Below are 18,896 nucleotides of genomic sequence, written 5' to 3'. Positions count from 1 at the left end.
CCTGTTTGTCGATATGCCCGGGCGGGCATTATTCTTCGCTGAATAGATCGCCACCGTGCATGTCGATCATTTCCAGGGCCTTGCCGCCGCCACGGGCAACACACGTTAGCGGCTCGTCTGCCACTACCACTGGAATACCGGTTTCTTCGGTCAATAGACGGTCAAGGTCACGCAACAGCGCACCACCACCAGTCAGTACCATACCGCGCTCAGAGATATCCGACGCTAGTTCTGGTGGACACTGCTCTAGTGCAACCATAACGGCAGATACGATACCTGTTAGCGGCTCTTGCAGCGCTTCTAGAATTTCGTTGGAATTCAGGGTAAAGCTGCGTGGTACACCTTCGGCTAGGTTACGGCCGCGAACTTCAATTTCACGCACTTCGTCACCCGGGTAAGCCGAGCCGATTTCGTGCTTGATACGTTCAGCGGTTGCTTCACCGATCAGGCTGCCGTAGTTACGGCGTACATAGTTGATAACCGCTTCATCGAAACGGTCACCACCGATACGCACAGACGATGAGTAAACCACACCGTTTAGCGAGATCACTGCGACTTCTGTCGTACCACCACCGATATCGATCACCATTGAACCGGTTGCTTCTGATACTGGCATGCCAGCACCGATCGCCGCCGCCATTGGTTCATCGATCAAATATACCTCACGGGCACCTGCACCTTGGGCAGATTCACGGATAGCACGGCGTTCAACCTGAGTAGAGCCACAAGGAACCGCAACTAGAACTCGTGGGCTTGGACGCAGCAGGCTGTTGTCATGCACCTGCTTGATAAAATGCTGAAGCATTTTCTCAGTAACATAAAAGTCCGCGATAACACCGTCTTTCATCGGACGGATTGCCGCGATATTGCCCGGAGTACGCCCCAGCATCTGCTTGGCGTCGTGACCGACTGCGGCCACACTCTTTGTTGCTCCGGCACGATCCTGACGGATCGCTACTACTGATGGTTCATCCAGTACGATGCCCTGTCCTTTGACGTAAATAAGGGTATTGGCTGTACCCAAGTCAATAGACAGGTCATTAGAAAACATGCCACGAAGTTTTTTAAACATAGTCTTCGGCTAATCCTGCAAGCTCACAAATTCGTTAAATTGCGCTAAATGTATCAAGGGGGGCTGATCGAGACAAGGTAAGCTTTGTCAAACCTGCCACAGATCGGCATTTTATTTAATCGAGCATTGTATTAATGCCTTTTTCACCGCGGTAGAGCACGCGGTCGTTACCTCGGAAGGCACCAAAGGTCACTGTCGAGTGCGGGCTCTCATCACCTTTACCACGCCAGTCGAACGTCAACCATGGCTGATAATTGCTATGGTCACTGGAAGGTCCGCCTTCACAACGGATTTCAGGTTCATTATCTATCGCTTTAGGCTTATCGCTAATCACTTTCTGCCAAAAACGTACCTGCTCACGGTAAATCAATGGATTACCGTCGTCATCCTTTGCGTTTGTTGGCACCGCAACAAACTCGCCGGAGCGGATATCCCCTGACTCTACATGTCCAGAGCCTTGAGTGTACGAGGCGCTTGTCACGGCAGTGTCAGATTGGGAAATAATTTGTTTGCACGCTAGCTGGCCATTAAAGGCAGCACGGCTGTCTTGGGTGTTCCTCACCCAATCTGTCAAAGGACTGTCCCAATACTCAACCCGAAGTGGGATCGACAATTCACTGTCGAAGCGGCCGGAGGCACCATCTAGTGCCATACGGCCATAGCGAGTATTAAACGTTGCAAATTCCATTACCCCCCTAGAGTCAGCATCAGTGCAACCATCCTTACTCAGATCGCACGGGAACAGCTCGTGATCCACTTCAATACCCGGGTAGCCAATAGAATTTGCCTCATTGACGCCCATACTCTCCCGCATAATACCCAACGCAACATCATAGGGGCCGTCAGGCTCAGTGGTGACGGCCTTATCTTGTGAAGCGGCACTTTTGACATCCCGCTTAAAGGCCAGGGTAAACCAATCCACCGTAATGTGTGCATTATTCCAGTTTTTATTCCAACTGCTAGGTAGCCCTCCCCAATCAATTCGCCCACCTAAATCATTGACCTTTCCACGTTCGACATTGGTATCTATCGCAGCAATCTCAATGGCGACCTGCTTTGGAGGCGCAAAGTGTCCGTAGTTTTGGGTTGGCTCCCCTGCAGCATTCTGTGCTTCGACCTTGAATTGAGCAGTAAACGGCTGGTTCATATAAACAAATGATTGGCTGTCAGGGTATTTTTTACCACTTTCAACAGAGACAATAGTAAAAGAATCAGGGTAGAAGCGACCAACCGGACGATAGCCCATATTCATAGTCATTCCCAAATAATCACCCAAAGTCGAGGCCTGCAATTGAATGCTGCCTACTTCATCCCAGCTGGCGGAAAAGTCATTGCTTTGTACGGCCTCATTGCTCAATGGTGTACTGCTCAAGTTACCGCTAATCGCCCCATCTTCAGTTGGCGAATGCGGTTTGATCCCTTCCCCTGAAGGGATGGAAAGTGCCACTGTCGCTTTCGGTGCATCACTGGCGTAGAAGTTCGGTGTGATAGCCCTTTGGCATAGATTGCGACTATCCACCATTGCGGTAGCATTGCCACTGTCATCGATATCATTGTTAGCATTATCGCTCTCAAACCAAATCACGGGTTTAACCTTGGTCTGGAATACTTCGCCCGCGGAAATGAATGCGTCACCGTTGTATGCCGTTCCGGTTGCCAGCTCAACAGCGTGAGCACCAGCATTACACAAAGCAAATGTGTAAGGGCGACTTTGAACCAATACCGACCCAGTTAATCCCTGCCAACCTGTTGGCAACTGCTTGATCTGCGAAGACTCGCCACCGATAGAAGCCAAATCACAGCTGTCCTTAGTACACTTAGGATCAGATAAAGTCAGCGTCATCTCACCGGCATCGTCGTATTTGACAGGGATACCACTGGCGACACCATCAACAAAGGCGAATTGGCCCTGCGAGCCTTGCCAAGTTTTAATGTCTGTACCCGCGGTATTTTGCAGCACAACTTTATCGTTACGGCTATTGCTCGTTGCAGGCTTGTCGTATTTTGTTTTGATGTCCAGCGTTTTGTTTCCAGAATATTCACTGATAACAGAATCACCGGTATCACAGGCCATCGCCTTCACTGTGATTTCCGCAGGCCTTCCGGCGACTAGCCGCAAGGGGTTAGGTGTGATAACAAAGCCCCCTGGTAAAAACTGATACCGACCAACCGGAGGATTACCGCTGAGACCGTCAATGGTTGCCGTTAACTCTAGTTCACCGAGATAGTCACTCTTGAACCACAGCTGTTTTTGGTTGTTATCAAGCGCACTCACCGGCACCGTAAAAGGTACCCCATCTTGAAAAGGCTGGCCGTAATTACTCCCTTCCAGCGCCGAGGTCGACCAAACCCCAGAAGCCGACTGTCCAGACTTAGCCGTAATACTGACCGTGATACCACCGTCAAAGGTATCCCCGCCAGCATCGTCAGGCGCTAGGCTGAACAACACCTCCTGGCTCTCACACAACATGTTCTGTTGCCAATCAGGGGTTATGTCCAAAGTGAAGTCTGGCGTGGTGTCAAAACAAGAGCTGTTGCCGTTGATCACTGCCGTCGGGATATACTTACTGCTATTCATCTCCAACCGGGCCGCCGTCACCGCGCCGGTAATTGATGTAACCTCACAATCATTATCACTTTTACAATCTCCACCAGCCAAGGTTACTTCAGATTGTGAATAGACCAAGCCTGTTATAGAGCTACCTTTACTCAAATAAACATTGGTATCCTCAATGTTTTTGCCTTCATGAGCATATAGTTGTAACGAATCCGGCTCACCACTTTGCGGGCCCATTGTAGAGAAATCAGCTAGATTCAAATTCTTAGTATGAACAATGACATTACCGTGAGTAACAATATGACTTGCCGAATTAATCCGTATCTCTTCAAACCAATAAGTGCCTTCATATAAATGCAAGGCCGCCCCATTATTTAGTTCCAATAAACGAATACGCTCACCAGCCCCATTGCGAAGCTCTTCAACCTTATCGGTGGCATTCCCCATATAAAATGTGCCGTACTCTTCAAGAGTATTATCTTGACCATAATCAGGCGCGTTCTGATCCGTAACCACGAAGTCGCCGAGTTCAACCTCTGTGGCCCACTTATCAGGCTGTGCATTGGTAGGGTAGAGACATGCTTGACCATCACAAGCGGTAGACGTGCCATTCGATGTCGTGTTAAACCACAGGTAATGCCCACCATTCTCTTGGTAAGTACCATTAATCAAAGCCAAATGATGGAGTTTGGCTTGATAATTACTGCGATCAGTCCAAGTCTGAGCAGGTCCAGGGAATACTTCACACGTTGCTTCGCTCGCCTTACGCTGGAAAGCCATATAACCAATGTCCTCGCTAAGATGCTTACGCTCAACGCTGTTAAGTTTCCCTTCGTTTAGATCTTCATCATTTACAAAACTTACGTTATAACCGTCACTCCCAGACGGCCCCAGTCGACATAAACGGATCCAGCCACCATTGTTGCCTTTGCGTGAATTTTTCGAGGCGATAATAAAAGGCTCACTGGAAAAACCAGATGGTACCGATGTCGTTGCAGCACATTGGCGTAGCGTAGGTTCAGTCACTTGATCGAACTGCTTCAAGCCGTTAACCAAGGTATTCAGGGTTGCCCCCGCCCCCATCGCAAACTGCAAGCCTTTATGACTCCCTTGCCCCTCAGCGACGATATATGCCACCTCTTGCGCTTCACCACCATAATGACCGCCACTCGCCAGCTCAGAGCGATCCAAAGCAACAAAAACCCTGTTCAAGTCTTGCTGTACTGCAGTCACCACAGGCGTAACCCAACGCTGCTGAGAACCTATGTCAGTCTGGCCATTTCCTTGCAGACTAAGCAGTACCCCTGGATTATTAAACGCGGCATTATAATTTACCGGTGATGATACATCCTGTAGGTTATTGTTGTTGACGCCATTGCCTCCCACCAAGTACCGACTGATCTCAACAGTGCCAGCTTGTATCCGCCCCTTATCACCAAAATTCAGCGTTCCGGGCTCAATGGCAAAATATCGCACTTTATCCATCGGTACCGTTTCCAAACAGTAGTTACTCTTCGTGTTGGGAGAGCATATATTTCCAACTGACTTGAGCTCGATCCCACTTCTCATCGGAGCAATATATTGCCGGAACGTAGCACCGGTTTTAGTTACATTGATAAGGCGCAAGGTAGAAGGTGCATCCCGGCCATCTCCCTCTTCGATCGTGGGCATCAGAAACACCAGAGGTTTAGTGCTAAAAGGCTGATCAAATTTAATTTCACAGCTTTTTGCTGCCCCAATACCGATACAATCAGCAATTCCCTGATCTGATAACTGGTACTCACCAAAACGGAATTCCAACGCTGAAGCCGGAAGAGCGATTACCAGCATCAATAACCAAAGACAGAGTTTAATGGCCCTCATGGTAATGCAATCTCCAAGTCCTTCGCCCACACTTCTTGGGTACGGGTCGTTGAAAACTGCCCACTGCCGCAAGTTGCCGTGCTTTCTAATTGATATTTATTGGCTGGCTGGCCATTTTCTTTGTAGCTATAGGTTTTACAGATAACCTGTAATTTCTGGCACGAAAACAACTCGGCGTCTTTATTGAAATCGTAAGTTTGCTCACAGGCCAAAGGTTCTGATACCGTTTTCCCGAGCGGGAACAATTTGCTCAAGACAATGTCGTTGCCTGAGTGGGCGGCATACCAAGCTCGGGTCGCGAACACTTCGCGGGCAGTAGTATCCTGCCCGGACCAATCAATACGGATCATCGCAGCGGCAAAGGCCCCCATCACGGTAATAATAAATAGCGATACCACTAACGCGCTGCCGCGCTGCCTGCTATAGAACATTGATCACCTGCACTGTATGTTCGTAGCTAAAGCGTTCACCTGTCCGGCCATCTTGGAATGCCAAGTTAATGTGAACCATGCTGTTGTTTTCCAACCCCTTGCCATTCACGGCGACATCAAAGCCAGAAACCTGCTCGGCTATCACTACGCTGCTGTTTCCAAACTTACGCCTTAGCACATTGGCCTCCAAGCAGAATGATACCGGCAAGCCGTAGGCGTAAGCACGATTAGCCGGAGAGCGGTTCTCAAGCGGTGCAGTGACATTCACTAACACCGTCCCATTGCCATCCGGCCCAGCATCTACACGGTTGATTTTAAAAGGTTGCTCGGCATACTCGGCTGAATTACCCAACCCCGCTGCCAGTGCCAATTTGTCACTGCTGGATATTGTCTGCCACTGCTCAGCCGTACCGATAATCGGCACTAACTCAACACTCATTGTTCGAGTATTGCCAAGGGTAAAACCTGCGTAATAAATAGGATAAAAGCTGATACAGCTTCCCGTTGATGCAAGGCTATTGGGAGCGGCATGACGAATCTCACGAGTCATTTTTTCGAGGGCAAAACGGGCCTGAGACTGGACACGGTCACGGCTAACCGTACTGACATAACCCTCTGCGCCAAACTGAAGGTAACTGCCTATAGCCAAAGAGATAATACCGAGGATCACCAAAGCAATAACCATCTCCATCAGCGTGAAACCTTGGCTTTTTCTCATCGAAAATGGTTTCGTAGTCAGCATCAGTAGTTACTCCGGTAGGCAACAAAATCAAACTTGCCGTAACGACCGGTATCGACTTCGACCACAATTCGCTTGTGCTGATGGGGATAAGTCGAGTTTTGCGAATCCGCCGTGTTGAAGCGATTGTCATAGCGGATATCGACCTTCACTGTCATATTACGGTAAGTGCCCGCTTCAGCCACCTCCTCACCAGTGAGGTTTTCTATCGCTCCGCGCCAAGGAAACTGGCTATCACTGTAACGGTCATAACAAAGCGATAAATCGCCCCAGCAACCATGAAAATCATCGACATCATTGGCAATCGCCACGACCAACCCTTTCCCTGCAGGCAGTGAGCTGCCCGGCACCACGTAGTCGAAGTACTCACTCGCTTTATCTATCGGCCAGACACCTTGCTCATTTGGCTCACTGCAGGTATAGGCGATTCCCTCATGGGTTTCACCACAACGCACCACGCTATCGCCGAACGGGTCTGTATTTTCATCGAACTTGCGCGAGAGAATTTCATTGAGAAAGGCATTGCCGATCGCCGCGGTACGGGCTTGGTAATAAGGCGCGGCAGATCGTTCAACCTGCGGGAACAAAAAACTGGTCAGGGTCACCATGGCAATGCCGAGGATCACTATGGTGATGATGCCTTCAATCAAGGTAAAACCGCCCTGCTGACGAGGCGAATTTGGCAAACGAGATAGGCGAGAAAAGCGAGGCTTAGAGGGTACAATCATTAATAAACCCCTCGCTATTGATACACAAACTGGCTTGCTCGCCATTGCGTGAAGTCATCGTCATCTGACAATTTGATACTGTGCAAATGCGCTGCAATTGCTGATTATTAACCACCGAAGGGCGACCGAGCATATCAAAGTAAATGGCAGCGGAGCGCTGTGGGTTTACCCCATCAAACAAAGCAAACTTAACCATATCGTGATCAAAAGTCAGCTTACGAGTAGAGTGGCTATTGCTCGCGCAGTTTTCTGATCCAAACTCTGTGGTACTTATGTGAAGAGCAAGGCAGCTATTTGGATTAGCCGGATTTACCGGGCTGTTCATTCCCACCAGTTGAATTTGACGGGCGAGGGAAATCGCTTGGTCACGGGCCAGCACCGCATCAAAACCACTGCGGCCAAACAGACGCGAAGCGGCCGTCACACTGATAATGCCGACCAGCACGATAACAATGATAAGTTCGAGGAGCGTAAAGCCGGCGCTTTTGGCGTAGGTTTTTCCGTAATGTCGGGGCATTAATCACCCGGGAGGTTATTGTTGATCTCTATTTATTCAGGGCAATAATCGGAACTATCACCCTGAATAAATAGCGCTCCTCGGAGCGCTAAGAATGATTAACAGTTTTCGTTATCAACATCCAAAGATGGCTCACCACCTTTCACTGATGCTTCTGTATATTTAACAAAGCACTTAGTTGCAGAGATTTTCTTAAAGTCATTATCTAAACCAGCCCCAGTTGGCAAAGATAATGCTTTAAGTGTAAATACCGCCTCACGAGCTTGATCTGCTGTAGTATCGTAAGCAACCTGCCACTCATTAATAATATCTAACTTCAAAGCAGCAATAATACCTGTTGCTTCAGCCGTTGGATAACCAAAGCTCACGGTAACATCACCGTCAACCGTCACTTTTTCAGAGCTACCATCAACTTGCTCTTTACCCTCAACAGCAGCTTTGCCGTACACAATACCTGCCGCGCCATTAACTGCTCCTTTTAGACCGTCTAGTGTCGACGCGCGAGCATCACCTTGCAGGTTCAAAAAACGAGGCGCCGCTGTTACAGCTAGAATGCCCAGAATTACGATCACCACAACCATTTCTATTAGCGTAAAACCGCCTTGACGTTTCATATACTACTCCAGATTATTTTAATGTTACTTTTACCTGGCCTTTCGCTGGCAGGTATGAGAAATAGTGACCACTGTTATTCACATCAAAGTCACCGTTGCCGCTGGTATCAGACGAGGCAAGTTGGTAGTACTCACAGAAACGCTGGCTATCAACGGTTTGTGCGCGTACAAAGAAGAGGTTATTGCCACTTTTGGCTTCTGTTGTGCTTGTTGTCGCAGCAGGGGGATTCTGCATCAAGTTATTAATCAGTGCTAAACAATCTGCTGAGTTAACGTTGGTTGCACTACGATTACTTTCTTCAACATATAAAGGGTAACCGTCACTGATGCTGCCATCTGTATTACCATTACTCAGGAAAAACTGAGTACCATCATAGTTCACGACATTTTTATTATTTTCTTGAGGCCGACCGTAAGCTTCCCACTGCGCACGAGCAGACAGAACCGCTGTTGCATAACCACCTGCAACACCTTCGATCGATGCTTTTTTAGCTTCATCCGTGACGTTCAGGAATCGCGGTAGGGCGGCAACTGCCAGCAGGCCAACCACGATAATGACGATCACCAATTCCACCAACGAAAAACCGGCTTGTTTTTTCATCTTTACTCACCCTTTTTTTGTTTTTTTGTCAAATCGACGTCACCACCACTCGGGAAGCGTCAAAAAACTGTTGGTGTGTATTGTCTCATTTTCATAAAATAATGCTAGCCATTTTCCGTCAGTAATTTGGAAATAACATGAATTATAACGCTCTGATATCACATTTCTTTTATCAACAAGGTTTATATAATTGACCGGTGTTTGTTGCGATGACAATAAATTCCACATTTCAACGCAATCAATATGCTCGTTTCGGATAATTATCGGCCAACCATATCGGGTAAATGAATATTCAATGCCATTGGTTTGCGAGTGGCTAGGTTTATTTTCCAGCTCCCATTGCTGGCGTAATGTTGATGCACTTCGGCTCATGGTTTGCGCCAACAATTTGACCTTGGTACGTTCAGCCTCTTCATGGACCTTATGCCACTCCACAAGCAATACCCAGATCATCAAGAAAATGACACCGCCCCAAAGAAACCAACGCACATGGCTGGAGAACTTAGGGTTAGCCACCGCGTGCAACATCGAGCAAACTCCACATTGGCAGGAAGATCCCCAGCGCCAGTACCAGCACCATAATAGCAACGATAAACAGTAAGATAGGTTCTATACGTGCAGTCAGTGTTTTGAGATCGTAATCGACCTCTCGATCGTAGAAGTCCGACACCTCAAGCAACAGCTCATCAACTTGACCGGTCTCTTCACCAACCGCGATCATCTGCAGTACCAAAGGGGTAAACACCCCAGACTGACGAGCCATAGCAGTAATACTGCTACCGCTTTCGATACCGTTTTTCATCTCTATCAGGCGGTTTTCTAGGTAGTTGTTACCCAGCGATTCTGCCGACATCTGAATCGCCTGATTGAGCGGTACACCAGCGCGTATCATTAGTGAGAAAGTCCGGGAAAAACGCGATAGCTGAGCGCGATTGATGATATCGCCCACAATTGGCACTTTTAACCGCAGTTTATCCCACTTTTCCCCGCCAGCAGGGGTTTGACGCCACGCCTTAAGACCAATCCAACTTACGACAACAGCACCGATCATCAAGGGCCAGTAATGAACAAAGACGTTCGAGGTTGCAATCAGGATCCGGGTCGGCAACGGCAGCTCAACCCCGAAACGGCTAAACATAGAAGCAAACTGCGGGATCACTTTGATGTTCAGTACCGACATCGCTAGGGTGATCGCGATAAGCACGAAAGTCGGGTAACGCATCGCCGATTTGATCCGGCGACGGGTTTCCATTTCCTGCTCGAAATACTGCGCCAACTGCAGCAAGGTCTCGTCCAACCGACCGGTGTTTTCACCGACACTGATCATCGATACAAACAGTTCGGAGAACACTCTTGGGTGGGCTTTCATCGACGCAGACAACGACTTACCGTTAGTCAACTCGACGACGACTGCATCCAAGGTTTCGCGCATCAAAGGATGACTAGCACTCTGACCCAAACCTCGTACCGCACGGAGCAAAGGCACACCGGCTTTGGTCAGACTGTATAATTGGCGGCAAAAGATCACCAAGACCTCGAGCGGGATCCGGCTTTTAAACAAACGGTTAAAATCAAGGCCTGACGATTTGGCTTTGCCTTCGCGAATTTCCAGCGGAATAATACCCTGGCGCATCAGGATGTCTGCGGCGGCATCTTGCGACGCGGCATCGAGCTGCCCACGCTTGATGCCACCTTGGGCACTGCGGCCGCGGTAATTAAATACTGCCATGCTTTTTTCCTGCTAACCGTTACAACATGAAACTATTGTGTTCGTCGCCTTCACCGAGCACCAGCACTTCATCCAAGCTGGTGACGCCTTGCTGCGCCAACTCCATGGCTGACTCAATAAGCGGTTTATAGCCCGTTGACTGACGGGCTATCTGGCTAAACAGCACAGCATCTCCGCCGCGAAGTGCATCCATCATATCCGGGCGCATTTCCAATAATTCGAACACACCAATACGGCCACGATAACCGGTAAAGTTACAAGTCTGACAGCCACGTCCTTTAAGGAATCTAGCGTCCCCCAAATGCGGAAACCTTGCCATCAACCACTGCTGCTTGGCCGGTTCAAGATCATGCTCGGTCGCGCAATCTTTACAGACCCGCCTTACCAGACGCTGGGCCAATACTGCCCGCACCGCACTGGCAACCAGATAACCCGGTGCTTCCATATCGATCATCCGCAAGGCACTGTCTATGGCATCATTGGTGTGCAGGGTTGAAAGCACCAAGTGGCCGGTTAGGGCTGAACGCAGGCCAATTTCCACCGTTTCCTGATCACGCATCTCACCGACGAGAATAATATCGGGATCCTGGCGCAGGAAAGTACGCAGAATCGACGAGAAACTCAGGCCAATCTTGCTGTTAACTTGAACCTGATTGACACGTGGCAAGCGGTATTCCACCGGATCTTCGGCGGTGATCAGCTTCTTACCCGGCTGGTTGAGCTCGCTCAGTGCGCCATATAAGGTGGTGGTTTTACCCGAACCGGTCGGTCCGGTAACCAAAATCATACCGTGCGGCCGGCGCAACTGGCGGCGTAAGCGCTGCAAGATGTCATCGGGCATGCCGACTTGCTCGAGGCTGAGGATCCCTGCCGACTGATTGAGCAAACGCATCACAACCGATTCGCCGTGCTGAACCGGCATGGTCGAAAGACGCACGTCGACCGACTGACCGCGCACCGACAGGTTAAAGCGGCCATCTTGTGGCAAGCGCTTTTCGGAAATATCCAAGCTCGCCATCAATTTCAAGCGCAATACCAAAGCCGATGCAACACCGGACTCTTTAAGTAGGGTTTCGTGCAGCACGCCATCAATACGCTGGCGGATCCGCAGTACATCGCTGTCAGGTTCGATATGGATATCCGAAGCGCCGACCTGAATTGCATCTTCAAACAGTGAGTTGATCAGCTTTACAACAGTGACTTCATCATTGTCGTTATTGTCCAGACCAAAGGAGTAGTCTGAGTGATGCTGGTGTTCAGCCTGCAGTTGCTCGGCAAAAGAAACTATTTCTTGGGTGCGGCGGTAATAGCGGTCAAAAGAGGTGATTAACTGGCGCTCAGAGGCAATTACCAACTCGATGCGATACTGTCCCAGCTGATCATACACCGCTTCCTGCGCAGCCAAATCAGCCGGATCACTCATGGCAACCCGAACCATACCGTCCTGCTCACTGAGCACCAGTGCTCGCAAACGGCGGGCATGGACTTCGGCCAGCAAAGCGACCGCATTGGTATCAACGGTCAAACGATTCAAGTCGACCAGCGGAATATCCAGCTGACGAGAAAGGAACTGCAGCATCTGCTGTTCACTCAGAAAGCCTAGGCTGATCAGGGTGTCACCCAGCTTGCGGCCGGTAGACTGCTGGTTGTCCAGCGCCTGATCAAGCATGTCAGGAGAGACAATGCCTTCTTCTATCAGCAGATCGCCAAGGCGTTTACGTAATCGAAGTGCCATGGTTACCCCTTCATACTGGCCAGTACGGCCAGACGTTGACGAATGAACTGTTGCGTCTCATCGGAGATCTGCCCCATACGCAATGCTTGTTGATAAGCTTCCTCGGCTTGATCCCGATCTTGCCCACGCTCAAGCGCGACCCCGAGCCCCAGCCACCAGCGGCCATCATAAGGCTCGGCTTTGACTAGGCTCTGATAACTGCTCAGTGCCAGCTCATTCTGGTTAAGTTGCTGGGCCAATGCTCCGCGCATCGCCAAATAGCCGCTATGAGTGTTGCTTGGTAACTGGCTCAGTACATTCAGAGCTGCCTGCTGCTGCGATTCATTGACCAGCAACTTGGCCATGGTTAAACGTAAATCCGCTTGGTTAGCATCCAAGGACAACCCTTTTTGCAGTGTCGCTATCGCACGGCGAGTATCCCCCCTACCGTAATGCAGCGCCGCCAACTTCTGGCGTGCCGTTATCCATTCAGGCTGGTATTTGATCGCAGATTCCAGGTAACCAATGGCCTTGCGGCTATCCCCTTGCTTGAGGGCTTTTTCTGCTTTGCTGTATTCAATCTGGGCCAACTGGCCGGCATCGAGCTCGACGGTTTCAATCATCAAGCTTTCATCGCCGTCCATCATATCTACGCCGTCGATTTGATGGGTTTCACCGTCAGCACTTGATGACACTGCGGGCTCTGGCATTGCAGGTTTTCCCGTGACTGGTTGAGTCACAACAGGTTCAGGCGCTTTGGGTTTAGGTGCTTTGGGTTTAGGCGTTTCGGATTTAGACGCAACAGGTTTAGGTGAAACAGTCTTGGATACTTCAGCTTTTAGTGCTTTAGTCTTTACTACAGGGACGGGGGCCTCTTTAGGAGGTTGAGCCGGAGCTGGTTTGGCGGCGGCCTTAGGCACTGCTTCGACAGTGGATGTCGATTCAACCTGCGCTAGATCAGGCTGCGCCGCAGGCTTTTCTGCAACAACGGGGACCTCTGCCACTAATGCAGCGGGAGCCGCTTCCACCGGCGCAACCGGATTGACCGCCATTACGACCTCACCAACGGGATCATTACTTGTCCACAACTGCCAGCCGCCAATACCTATCACGATACCCAAGCTCAGTACGCCAAATGTTGCCCAAGGTGTTAGGTTTGTTTGCTTTACGGGCTTAATCGTTGCTGGCTTTATCTCACTGCGCGAGATAGCCGATTCTTGACCTTGCCCCTGCTGGCGACTTAACGCACTCAGCTTTTTATTCAGTTCACTCATCGGTTATTGCCATCCCCATAATACCGGGTATGTCCATTTCGGTTGGCGCGCATCTAAGGTATCGCGGATCGCCACGAGTACCTCGTTGCGCTCAACCATCAATTTGTTTTCGCTGTATGCGGCAATCAAGGCCTTGTGACACAGCTGATTAATCAGCCGCGGAATACCGCCACTGGCTTGCCAAACCGCCTTGCCCTGTGGCAAGGCAAACAACTCGCGTTCGATACCTGCGGTGTGTAAGCGGTGCTCGATATAAGCGAGTGTTTCGGCTAAATTCAACGACCTTAATTCACTGCGGAATGTGATTCGCTGACGGAACTGGCGCAGCTCATGCCTAGCAAGTTGATTATCGAGCTCAGGCTGACCCAACAGTACAATGTGCAGCAACTTTTCTTGCTCGGTTTCCAAATTACCCAGCAGGCGAATCGCCTCCAGGGCATCATCCGGCAGCGCCTGTGCTTCATCAATTAACACCACTACGGCTTTGCCTGCCGCTTTTCGCGCTACCAGCGCTTGCTGCAACCTGTCGGCCAGTAAGCTGTTATCGCCTTCGCCTTCCAGCCCCAACTCACGAGACAGCGCAATTCGTAGCGCGGTGCCACTCTCTGCCGGTGTCGGCAAGTAAGCCAACTCAAAATGTTCAGGCAGCTGATTGATCAGCATCCGACAGACCAAGGTTTTACCCGTCCCCACTTCGCCGGCAACCTGGATGATCCCCTCGCCCATCCCCAGCGCGGCCAAGGTGGTGTCGATAGCCTCCAAGTGCGGAGGCAAGGCATGGAAAAAGTGTGTGTTGGGTGTCAGGCCAAAAGGCGCTGACACCATACCGAAATGCTCGAGGTACATGGCTTAGCCCTCTTCGGGGAACCACTCGTTGATCAAGGCGCGGGAGCGTTCCACTTCCTGCTGCCAGGTCTGCTCGCCGACAACAGTAGGCTTAAGCAAGATCACCAGCTCTGTTTTGGTTTGTAGCTTGTTCACGTTACGGAACAGGTGGCCCAACATGGGGATATCACCCAGTAGTGGCACTTTAGAGACTTGATCCGTCGTCGCTGATTTCATCAAACCACCAATCACAACAACATCACCAGAGCGGGCGTGGATCACCGAATCCGATTCTCGGATAGAGCTCTTTGCTAGAGGTAGCTGATAAGTACCGAAGGTATCACCCAAGGCAATGTCGCGAACCTCAGTTTCAACATCGATAACCGCAGGGTGAACGTGCAGTAATACACTGCCTTCATCACCAATTTGTGGGGTGACATCCAATGATATCCCGGAGAAGAACGGGGTTAATTCGATATCCGGTGAGGCCGTGCCACCATCACTGTTGACCTCACCACCCGACACGTCGGTGACAAAATACTGATCGCTACCGACTTTGATTACGGCTTTCTGGTTATTGGCAGCGGTAACTCTCGGGCTGGACAGCACATTCAGATCGCCTTGGGTATCAAGGAAGCTCAGTACTGCATCGAAGTTGCCGTCAGAGATGGTAATATTGGTTTGGCCGCCCAGTAACGCGGCAATAGGGTCTGCACCCGGCAAGGTCGGAATATTACCGTTAGAAATGTCGCCACGGCCAAAAATAATGTCGGTGCCGCCAATCGACTTGGTGATGTTGCTCCAGTTGATCCCTTGCTGATAGCCATCACTCAGGGTGACTTCCATGATTTTGGCTTCTAACACCACCTGACGCTTGAGGCGTTGCTGGGAAATACCAAGGAATTCTTTCACTTCACGCAGCTCGTTCGGGTAAGCACGTACCGAAATCAAACTCGCCTGAGGTGAAACAACAATACTGCGCCCCTGGCCACTACCAATCATCGCTTGCACAGCTTTTTCAAGTTGCGTCCAGAAATCACTTTCCGACACCGTTTCGATGGTCGTACCGCCCGTTGTGGTACTTGAGCTGTTGTTACTACTATTATTGCTGCTGTTATTGCCAGAGTTACTGCTAGAGTTACCGGAATCGCTATTGGTAATGGAGCCGGTTGTCAGTGATGTCAGGGACACACCGCGGCGCTTTAGCTGAAGGTAATCAACCGGGATCACTTCGGTGCGAAGAGTTGCTGGGAAGACTTGGATAATGTTGCCCTTGCGGGTGGTGTTATAACCGTAAATGTCAGAAACCACAGACAACACTTCATCAAGCGTAACGTCACGGAGGGTCAGGGAAATACGGCCCTGAACCTCTGGGTGGATCACCATATTAAATGGCGTGCCTTTGACTAGGCTGCCGAAAAAGGCTTTGGCATCGACATTGCGGGCATTGACCCGAAAGCGCTTTTCAAGCACCGACTGGCTGGCATAGTCCATCCCATCGAGACCCGGCATCAAATCATTGCTGACTGCCGTCGGCAGATCCATCAACGGTCGACTATTGGCTTCGTTGGCGGCCTGATTCAGAGCACCTTTGACTTCCACCGGATCACGGTGTCCCATATTGGTCGAGCATCCTGTCAGGGAAGCCATGACAACGGCAATTATTAATCCACGCATGTTTACCACTTATTGTTTACTCTGACTTTATGTTATCGGCGAACATTTCCAGTCGCCATTGTCGACCACCCCGCTGCAAGATAACGAAGTCATCCGTCACCTGGCTGAGGGTATAACCGCTGATCCGCCCGCCGGTCCCGACAGACACACTGTTAAGAATCGCCCAGCATGCCTGGCCATCCTGATCGCAAAATATGCCCTGCAATTGAGGGAGGCGCACCCGTGATGAGGTAGCCTTGACCACTGGTGCCTGCCAGCCCAATGGCGCAGTAGGATCCTGCGCGGCCTGTGCCAGTGGCATCATCAACCATGCCACGGCCACCATAACTAATCTAACCACCAATAAAGTCCTCGCTAATACCGAGTGTGTAGACTTCCAACTTGATATCTGCCCAAGGGTAGTTATCCACTTGGTAGTCCATGCTGCGCCAGTAATACTGGACAGGCAACGCTTCTAGTTGCTCAAGGTAACTGATCAAATCAAAATAGCGGCCGCGCAATGTCAGCCTAACCGGGTGGATGAAGTAGCCTTGATCTTCCCCACCAACCAGCTGGACTGGCGGCAGTGATTCAAGTGAAAGCAACTTGAGCTTGCGCGAATGCTGGAGCACTTGTTCCATCAACGCCGACATCTTTGCCGGGGTAACCAAGCTGGATACCCGGCCATCCAGCAGGGCATCAAAATCGGTATTCTGTCGCTCCAGTTCGCTGATTTGCTCATCAATGTCGGCGTCTGGATCGCCTTTAAGCTTGCGCTCCATCACGAGTAGCTGATTCGTGTTAGTTATCAGGGCATTTTTCACTGACTGAAGCTGCCTCTTAGCGGCATCGACGGCTTTGACCTGCGGTTCGATAATGACCACAAAGCCAACAAACAGCAGGGCTATCCAACCCGACAAGGCAATCAGCCATTTTTCGCGCTTGGTCAGCAGTTCAAATTTGTCACATAACGTCTGCCACTGGCTCATTGGGCAACTCCTGGCGTAACAGCCTGCGCTGCTGGCTGGTTGCGCTCTGCCAGCAACTTGAAGGTCACGATATTTTGTTTGTTTCGACCCAAGGACATCAATTTAAAGCGGCGATCCGACAGCGATGGGTACTGCTTAAACATCTGCAACCAAGCGGGAACCGCATCCGGCGTTCGCGCCAACCCTTCCAGGTTAAGCTGCGGCCCTTTCACCCGCAGGTGCTGGACTGAAATATCGCCACTGGCCGCGGCCGAGAGTTGCTGCATCATGCCGGCATAACCGACTTGCAAGCTGCTGTCATGCAAGGCTATTGCCTCAAGCGCTGCCCGCTTATTGGCAAGGTGCTGTTCCAGCCCATTGGCAACATCCACTTTCAGCTGACTTGGCAAATGCTTTGTCAGTGCGGCTTTGGCCCGTTCGACCTCGGCGGTTTTCTGTTGCAGGAGCTGCTGCTCTGAAGCCAGCTCCTGCTGTTGTTGGTAGCTCTGCCAACTGAACCAGCCAGCCAATGCAGCCAAAATGGCGGTGATCGCAACCCAGCTCATGACAATATTGGGCAAAGTCAGCAGATCAAGTTTCGGTTTGAGGGCATCGCTGTAAAAGTTAATTCCCACATGCTCTGGCTCAATGACGGCACAATAGGCAACACGGGCAGCATTGCTCGCCAAAGACGGATGAGAAGGCGTGACAGGCTCAACGTTGACATTGAGACGCTGGCTCAGCGCTAGGGCCAGTTCACTGTCATCATCATCATCGCAAGATATCAATAACTGGGTGATGGGAGCGTCACGTAATTGGGCGCTGAGAAAGTCGAGCGAGCGCTGCAGCTCCAGTGCCAAGCCGTCAAGCTGTAAGCCCTTTTCCAATGGCGGGCTATCATCATCAGCCAACAATGGTACGCTGAAACCGCGCAGCTGGCGCTGGAAGCACAACAGCTGATGCTTGAAGGCAGACAATTGCAGGTTGGTTTTACCACGACGGTGCAGCACCAATTGGCTGCGTTCAAACGCCGTTATCTGCCCCCATACCACCTCTTCAGCGGAAACAGATATCAATTCACAACCGGCCTCCCGGCATGCTCTTTCCAGCGGCTCAATCTGTTTTTTCTGGGTAGAAAAAGCCTGCAGGCGATCTTTCAGCGGCGCAACAAAACCATCAGCCACTAGCTCCATCGGCGATTCATTGACCAGCTCTTTGACCAAAAACGGCAAGGCCGTTGGGTATTCTTCCCGCGGTAGCTCTGGCTTGTCTATCAGCATGCTTTGATATAAACCATGGCCAAGGACAAGACGGATATTAGCGCCTTTGAGCTGGTGCTGTTCAATCAGAGATTTAATGGCATTAGGCCACCCTACAAGCCCGGTCACAGACCGCTCATCGGTGATCCATGCTTTATTTTCCTGATACACCAAGGCCACGGTGTCGGCAAACAATGCCATACCTACAACAGGAGAATGTGTCTTCTTCCTAAATAACTTCTTCACTATCATTTCAGGCTACTTGGCTTTAACAGACTTATATCAGGAGATATGGCAAGGCTTTAACTATTTTGACCATAAGGTGTCAATATTTTGACCATTATAATGA

Annotated in this window: 17 protein-coding genes; all 17 read right to left on the bottom strand. The window is 50.4% G+C overall.

Features of this window, described 5'->3' with window-relative positions:
* Window positions 1-28: 28 nt before the first annotated feature.
* Window positions 29-1,072 carry a rod shape-determining protein gene (locus ACVA53_RS07980; protein ID WP_107350074.1) on the bottom strand — a complete coding sequence of 348 codons (1,044 nt, stop codon included), beginning with the start codon at window positions 1,070-1,072 and terminating at the stop codon, window positions 29-31.
* A 115-nt stretch (window positions 1,073-1,187) separates the two neighbouring features.
* Window positions 1,188-5,492 carry a DUF6701 domain-containing protein gene (locus ACVA53_RS07975; RefSeq protein ID WP_446504858.1) on the bottom strand — a complete coding sequence of 1,435 codons (4,305 nt, stop codon included), beginning with the start codon at window positions 5,490-5,492 and terminating at the stop codon, window positions 1,188-1,190.
* A complete protein-coding gene (locus tag ACVA53_RS07970) occupies window positions 5,489-5,923 on the bottom strand; it encodes an MshP protein (RefSeq protein ID WP_255040751.1) in 435 nt (144 codons plus the stop codon). The genes ACVA53_RS07975 and ACVA53_RS07970 overlap by 4 nt, the downstream gene beginning before the upstream one ends.
* Window positions 5,913-6,665, bottom strand: coding sequence for a PilW family protein (locus ACVA53_RS07965; RefSeq protein WP_255040750.1), 753 nt, complete (start codon window positions 6,663-6,665; stop codon window positions 5,913-5,915). Before ACVA53_RS07965 ends, ACVA53_RS07970 begins: the two co-directional genes overlap by 11 nt.
* Window positions 6,665-7,390, bottom strand: coding sequence for a type IV pilus modification PilV family protein (locus ACVA53_RS07960; RefSeq protein WP_446504857.1), 726 nt, complete (start codon window positions 7,388-7,390; stop codon window positions 6,665-6,667). Before ACVA53_RS07960 ends, ACVA53_RS07965 begins: the two co-directional genes overlap by 1 nt.
* Window positions 7,374-7,907 (bottom strand): prepilin-type N-terminal cleavage/methylation domain-containing protein, encoded by a 534-nt coding sequence (locus tag ACVA53_RS07955; protein WP_446504856.1) that lies wholly within the window; start codon window positions 7,905-7,907, stop codon window positions 7,374-7,376. The genes ACVA53_RS07960 and ACVA53_RS07955 overlap by 17 nt, the downstream gene beginning before the upstream one ends.
* Before the next feature lie 98 nt (window positions 7,908-8,005).
* Window positions 8,006-8,521 carry a type II secretion system protein gene (locus tag ACVA53_RS07950; RefSeq protein WP_446504855.1) on the bottom strand — a complete coding sequence of 172 codons (516 nt, stop codon included), beginning with the start codon at window positions 8,519-8,521 and terminating at the stop codon, window positions 8,006-8,008.
* Between the two features lie 13 nt (window positions 8,522-8,534).
* Window positions 8,535-9,122 carry a prepilin-type N-terminal cleavage/methylation domain-containing protein gene (locus ACVA53_RS07945; protein ID WP_446504854.1) on the bottom strand — a complete coding sequence of 196 codons (588 nt, stop codon included), beginning with the start codon at window positions 9,120-9,122 and terminating at the stop codon, window positions 8,535-8,537.
* A gap of 39 nt (window positions 9,123-9,161) precedes the next feature.
* Window positions 9,162-9,650 (bottom strand): hypothetical protein, encoded by a 489-nt coding sequence (locus ACVA53_RS07940; protein ID WP_446504853.1) that lies wholly within the window; start codon window positions 9,648-9,650, stop codon window positions 9,162-9,164.
* Window positions 9,631-10,851 carry a type II secretion system F family protein gene (locus tag ACVA53_RS07935; RefSeq protein WP_446504852.1) on the bottom strand — a complete coding sequence of 407 codons (1,221 nt, stop codon included), beginning with the start codon at window positions 10,849-10,851 and terminating at the stop codon, window positions 9,631-9,633. The genes ACVA53_RS07940 and ACVA53_RS07935 overlap by 20 nt, the downstream gene beginning before the upstream one ends.
* A 19-nt stretch (window positions 10,852-10,870) precedes the next feature.
* The gene (locus tag ACVA53_RS07930) at window positions 10,871-12,586 is read right to left on the bottom strand and encodes a GspE/PulE family protein (protein WP_446504851.1); all 1,716 of its coding nucleotides are present in this window, start codon (window positions 12,584-12,586) and stop codon (window positions 10,871-10,873) included.
* Window positions 12,587-12,588: 2 nt separating this feature from the next.
* A complete protein-coding gene (locus ACVA53_RS07925; RefSeq protein WP_446504850.1) occupies window positions 12,589-13,839 on the bottom strand; it encodes a tetratricopeptide repeat protein in 1,251 nt (416 codons plus the stop codon).
* Between the two features lie 3 nt (window positions 13,840-13,842).
* Window positions 13,843-14,685: an ExeA family protein gene (locus ACVA53_RS07920; protein ID WP_446504849.1), complete on the bottom strand. Its 843-nt coding sequence runs from the start codon at window positions 14,683-14,685 to the stop codon at window positions 13,843-13,845.
* 3 nt (window positions 14,686-14,688) lie between these two features.
* Window positions 14,689-16,341: a pilus (MSHA type) biogenesis protein MshL gene (gene mshL, locus ACVA53_RS07915; RefSeq protein WP_446504848.1), complete on the bottom strand. Its 1,653-nt coding sequence runs from the start codon at window positions 16,339-16,341 to the stop codon at window positions 14,689-14,691.
* Between the two features lie 16 nt (window positions 16,342-16,357).
* Window positions 16,358-16,681, bottom strand: a complete 324-nt coding sequence (locus ACVA53_RS07910) for an MSHA biogenesis protein MshK (RefSeq protein ID WP_255040739.1) — start codon at window positions 16,679-16,681, stop codon at window positions 16,358-16,360.
* Window positions 16,674-17,309 (bottom strand): MSHA biogenesis protein MshJ, encoded by a 636-nt coding sequence (locus tag ACVA53_RS07905; RefSeq protein ID WP_255040738.1) that lies wholly within the window; start codon window positions 17,307-17,309, stop codon window positions 16,674-16,676. Before ACVA53_RS07905 ends, ACVA53_RS07910 begins: the two co-directional genes overlap by 8 nt.
* Window positions 17,306-18,799, bottom strand: coding sequence for a PilN domain-containing protein (locus tag ACVA53_RS07900; protein WP_446504847.1), 1,494 nt, complete (start codon window positions 18,797-18,799; stop codon window positions 17,306-17,308). Before ACVA53_RS07900 ends, ACVA53_RS07905 begins: the two co-directional genes overlap by 4 nt.
* Between the last annotated feature and the right edge of the window lie 97 nt (window positions 18,800-18,896).

The organism is Photobacterium sp. DNB23_23_1 (assembly GCF_052873815.1).
Note: the sequence above shows the minus strand (reverse complement) of the source record. Positions and strands in the feature narration are given on the sequence as shown.

What these genes read in the sequence shown, in the direction of transcription:
- ACVA53_RS07925 (WP_446504850.1), bottom strand. Translation starts at nt 13,839, where the DNA reads ATGAGTGAACTGAATAAAAAGCTGAGTGCGTTAAGTCGCCAGCAGGGG.
- ACVA53_RS07945 (WP_446504854.1), bottom strand. Translation starts at nt 9,122, where the DNA reads ATGAAAAAACAAGCCGGTTTTTCGTTGGTGGAATTGGTGATCGTCATT.
- ACVA53_RS07980 (WP_107350074.1), bottom strand. Translation starts at nt 1,072, where the DNA reads ATGTTTAAAAAACTTCGTGGCATGTTTTCTAATGACCTGTCTATTGAC.
- ACVA53_RS07920 (WP_446504849.1), bottom strand. Translation starts at nt 14,685, where the DNA reads ATGTACCTCGAGCATTTCGGTATGGTGTCAGCGCCTTTTGGCCTGACA.
- ACVA53_RS07930 (WP_446504851.1), bottom strand. Translation starts at nt 12,586, where the DNA reads ATGGCACTTCGATTACGTAAACGCCTTGGCGATCTGCTGATAGAAGAA.
- ACVA53_RS07965 (WP_255040750.1), bottom strand. Translation starts at nt 6,665, where the DNA reads ATGCTGACTACGAAACCATTTTCGATGAGAAAAAGCCAAGGTTTCACG.
- ACVA53_RS07900 (WP_446504847.1), bottom strand. Translation starts at nt 18,799, where the DNA reads ATGATAGTGAAGAAGTTATTTAGGAAGAAGACACATTCTCCTGTTGTA.
- mshL (WP_446504848.1), bottom strand. Translation starts at nt 16,341, where the DNA reads ATGCGTGGATTAATAATTGCCGTTGTCATGGCTTCCCTGACAGGATGC.
- ACVA53_RS07940 (WP_446504853.1), bottom strand. Translation starts at nt 9,650, where the DNA reads ATGTTGCACGCGGTGGCTAACCCTAAGTTCTCCAGCCATGTGCGTTGG.
- ACVA53_RS07905 (WP_255040738.1), bottom strand. Translation starts at nt 17,309, where the DNA reads ATGAGCCAGTGGCAGACGTTATGTGACAAATTTGAACTGCTGACCAAG.
- ACVA53_RS07955 (WP_446504856.1), bottom strand. Translation starts at nt 7,907, where the DNA reads ATGCCCCGACATTACGGAAAAACCTACGCCAAAAGCGCCGGCTTTACG.
- ACVA53_RS07950 (WP_446504855.1), bottom strand. Translation starts at nt 8,521, where the DNA reads ATGAAACGTCAAGGCGGTTTTACGCTAATAGAAATGGTTGTGGTGATC.
- ACVA53_RS07960 (WP_446504857.1), bottom strand. Translation starts at nt 7,390, where the DNA reads ATGATTGTACCCTCTAAGCCTCGCTTTTCTCGCCTATCTCGTTTGCCA.
- ACVA53_RS07935 (WP_446504852.1), bottom strand. Translation starts at nt 10,851, where the DNA reads ATGGCAGTATTTAATTACCGCGGCCGCAGTGCCCAAGGTGGCATCAAG.
- ACVA53_RS07975 (WP_446504858.1), bottom strand. Translation starts at nt 5,492, where the DNA reads ATGAGGGCCATTAAACTCTGTCTTTGGTTATTGATGCTGGTAATCGCT.
- ACVA53_RS07970 (WP_255040751.1), bottom strand. Translation starts at nt 5,923, where the DNA reads ATGTTCTATAGCAGGCAGCGCGGCAGCGCGTTAGTGGTATCGCTATTT.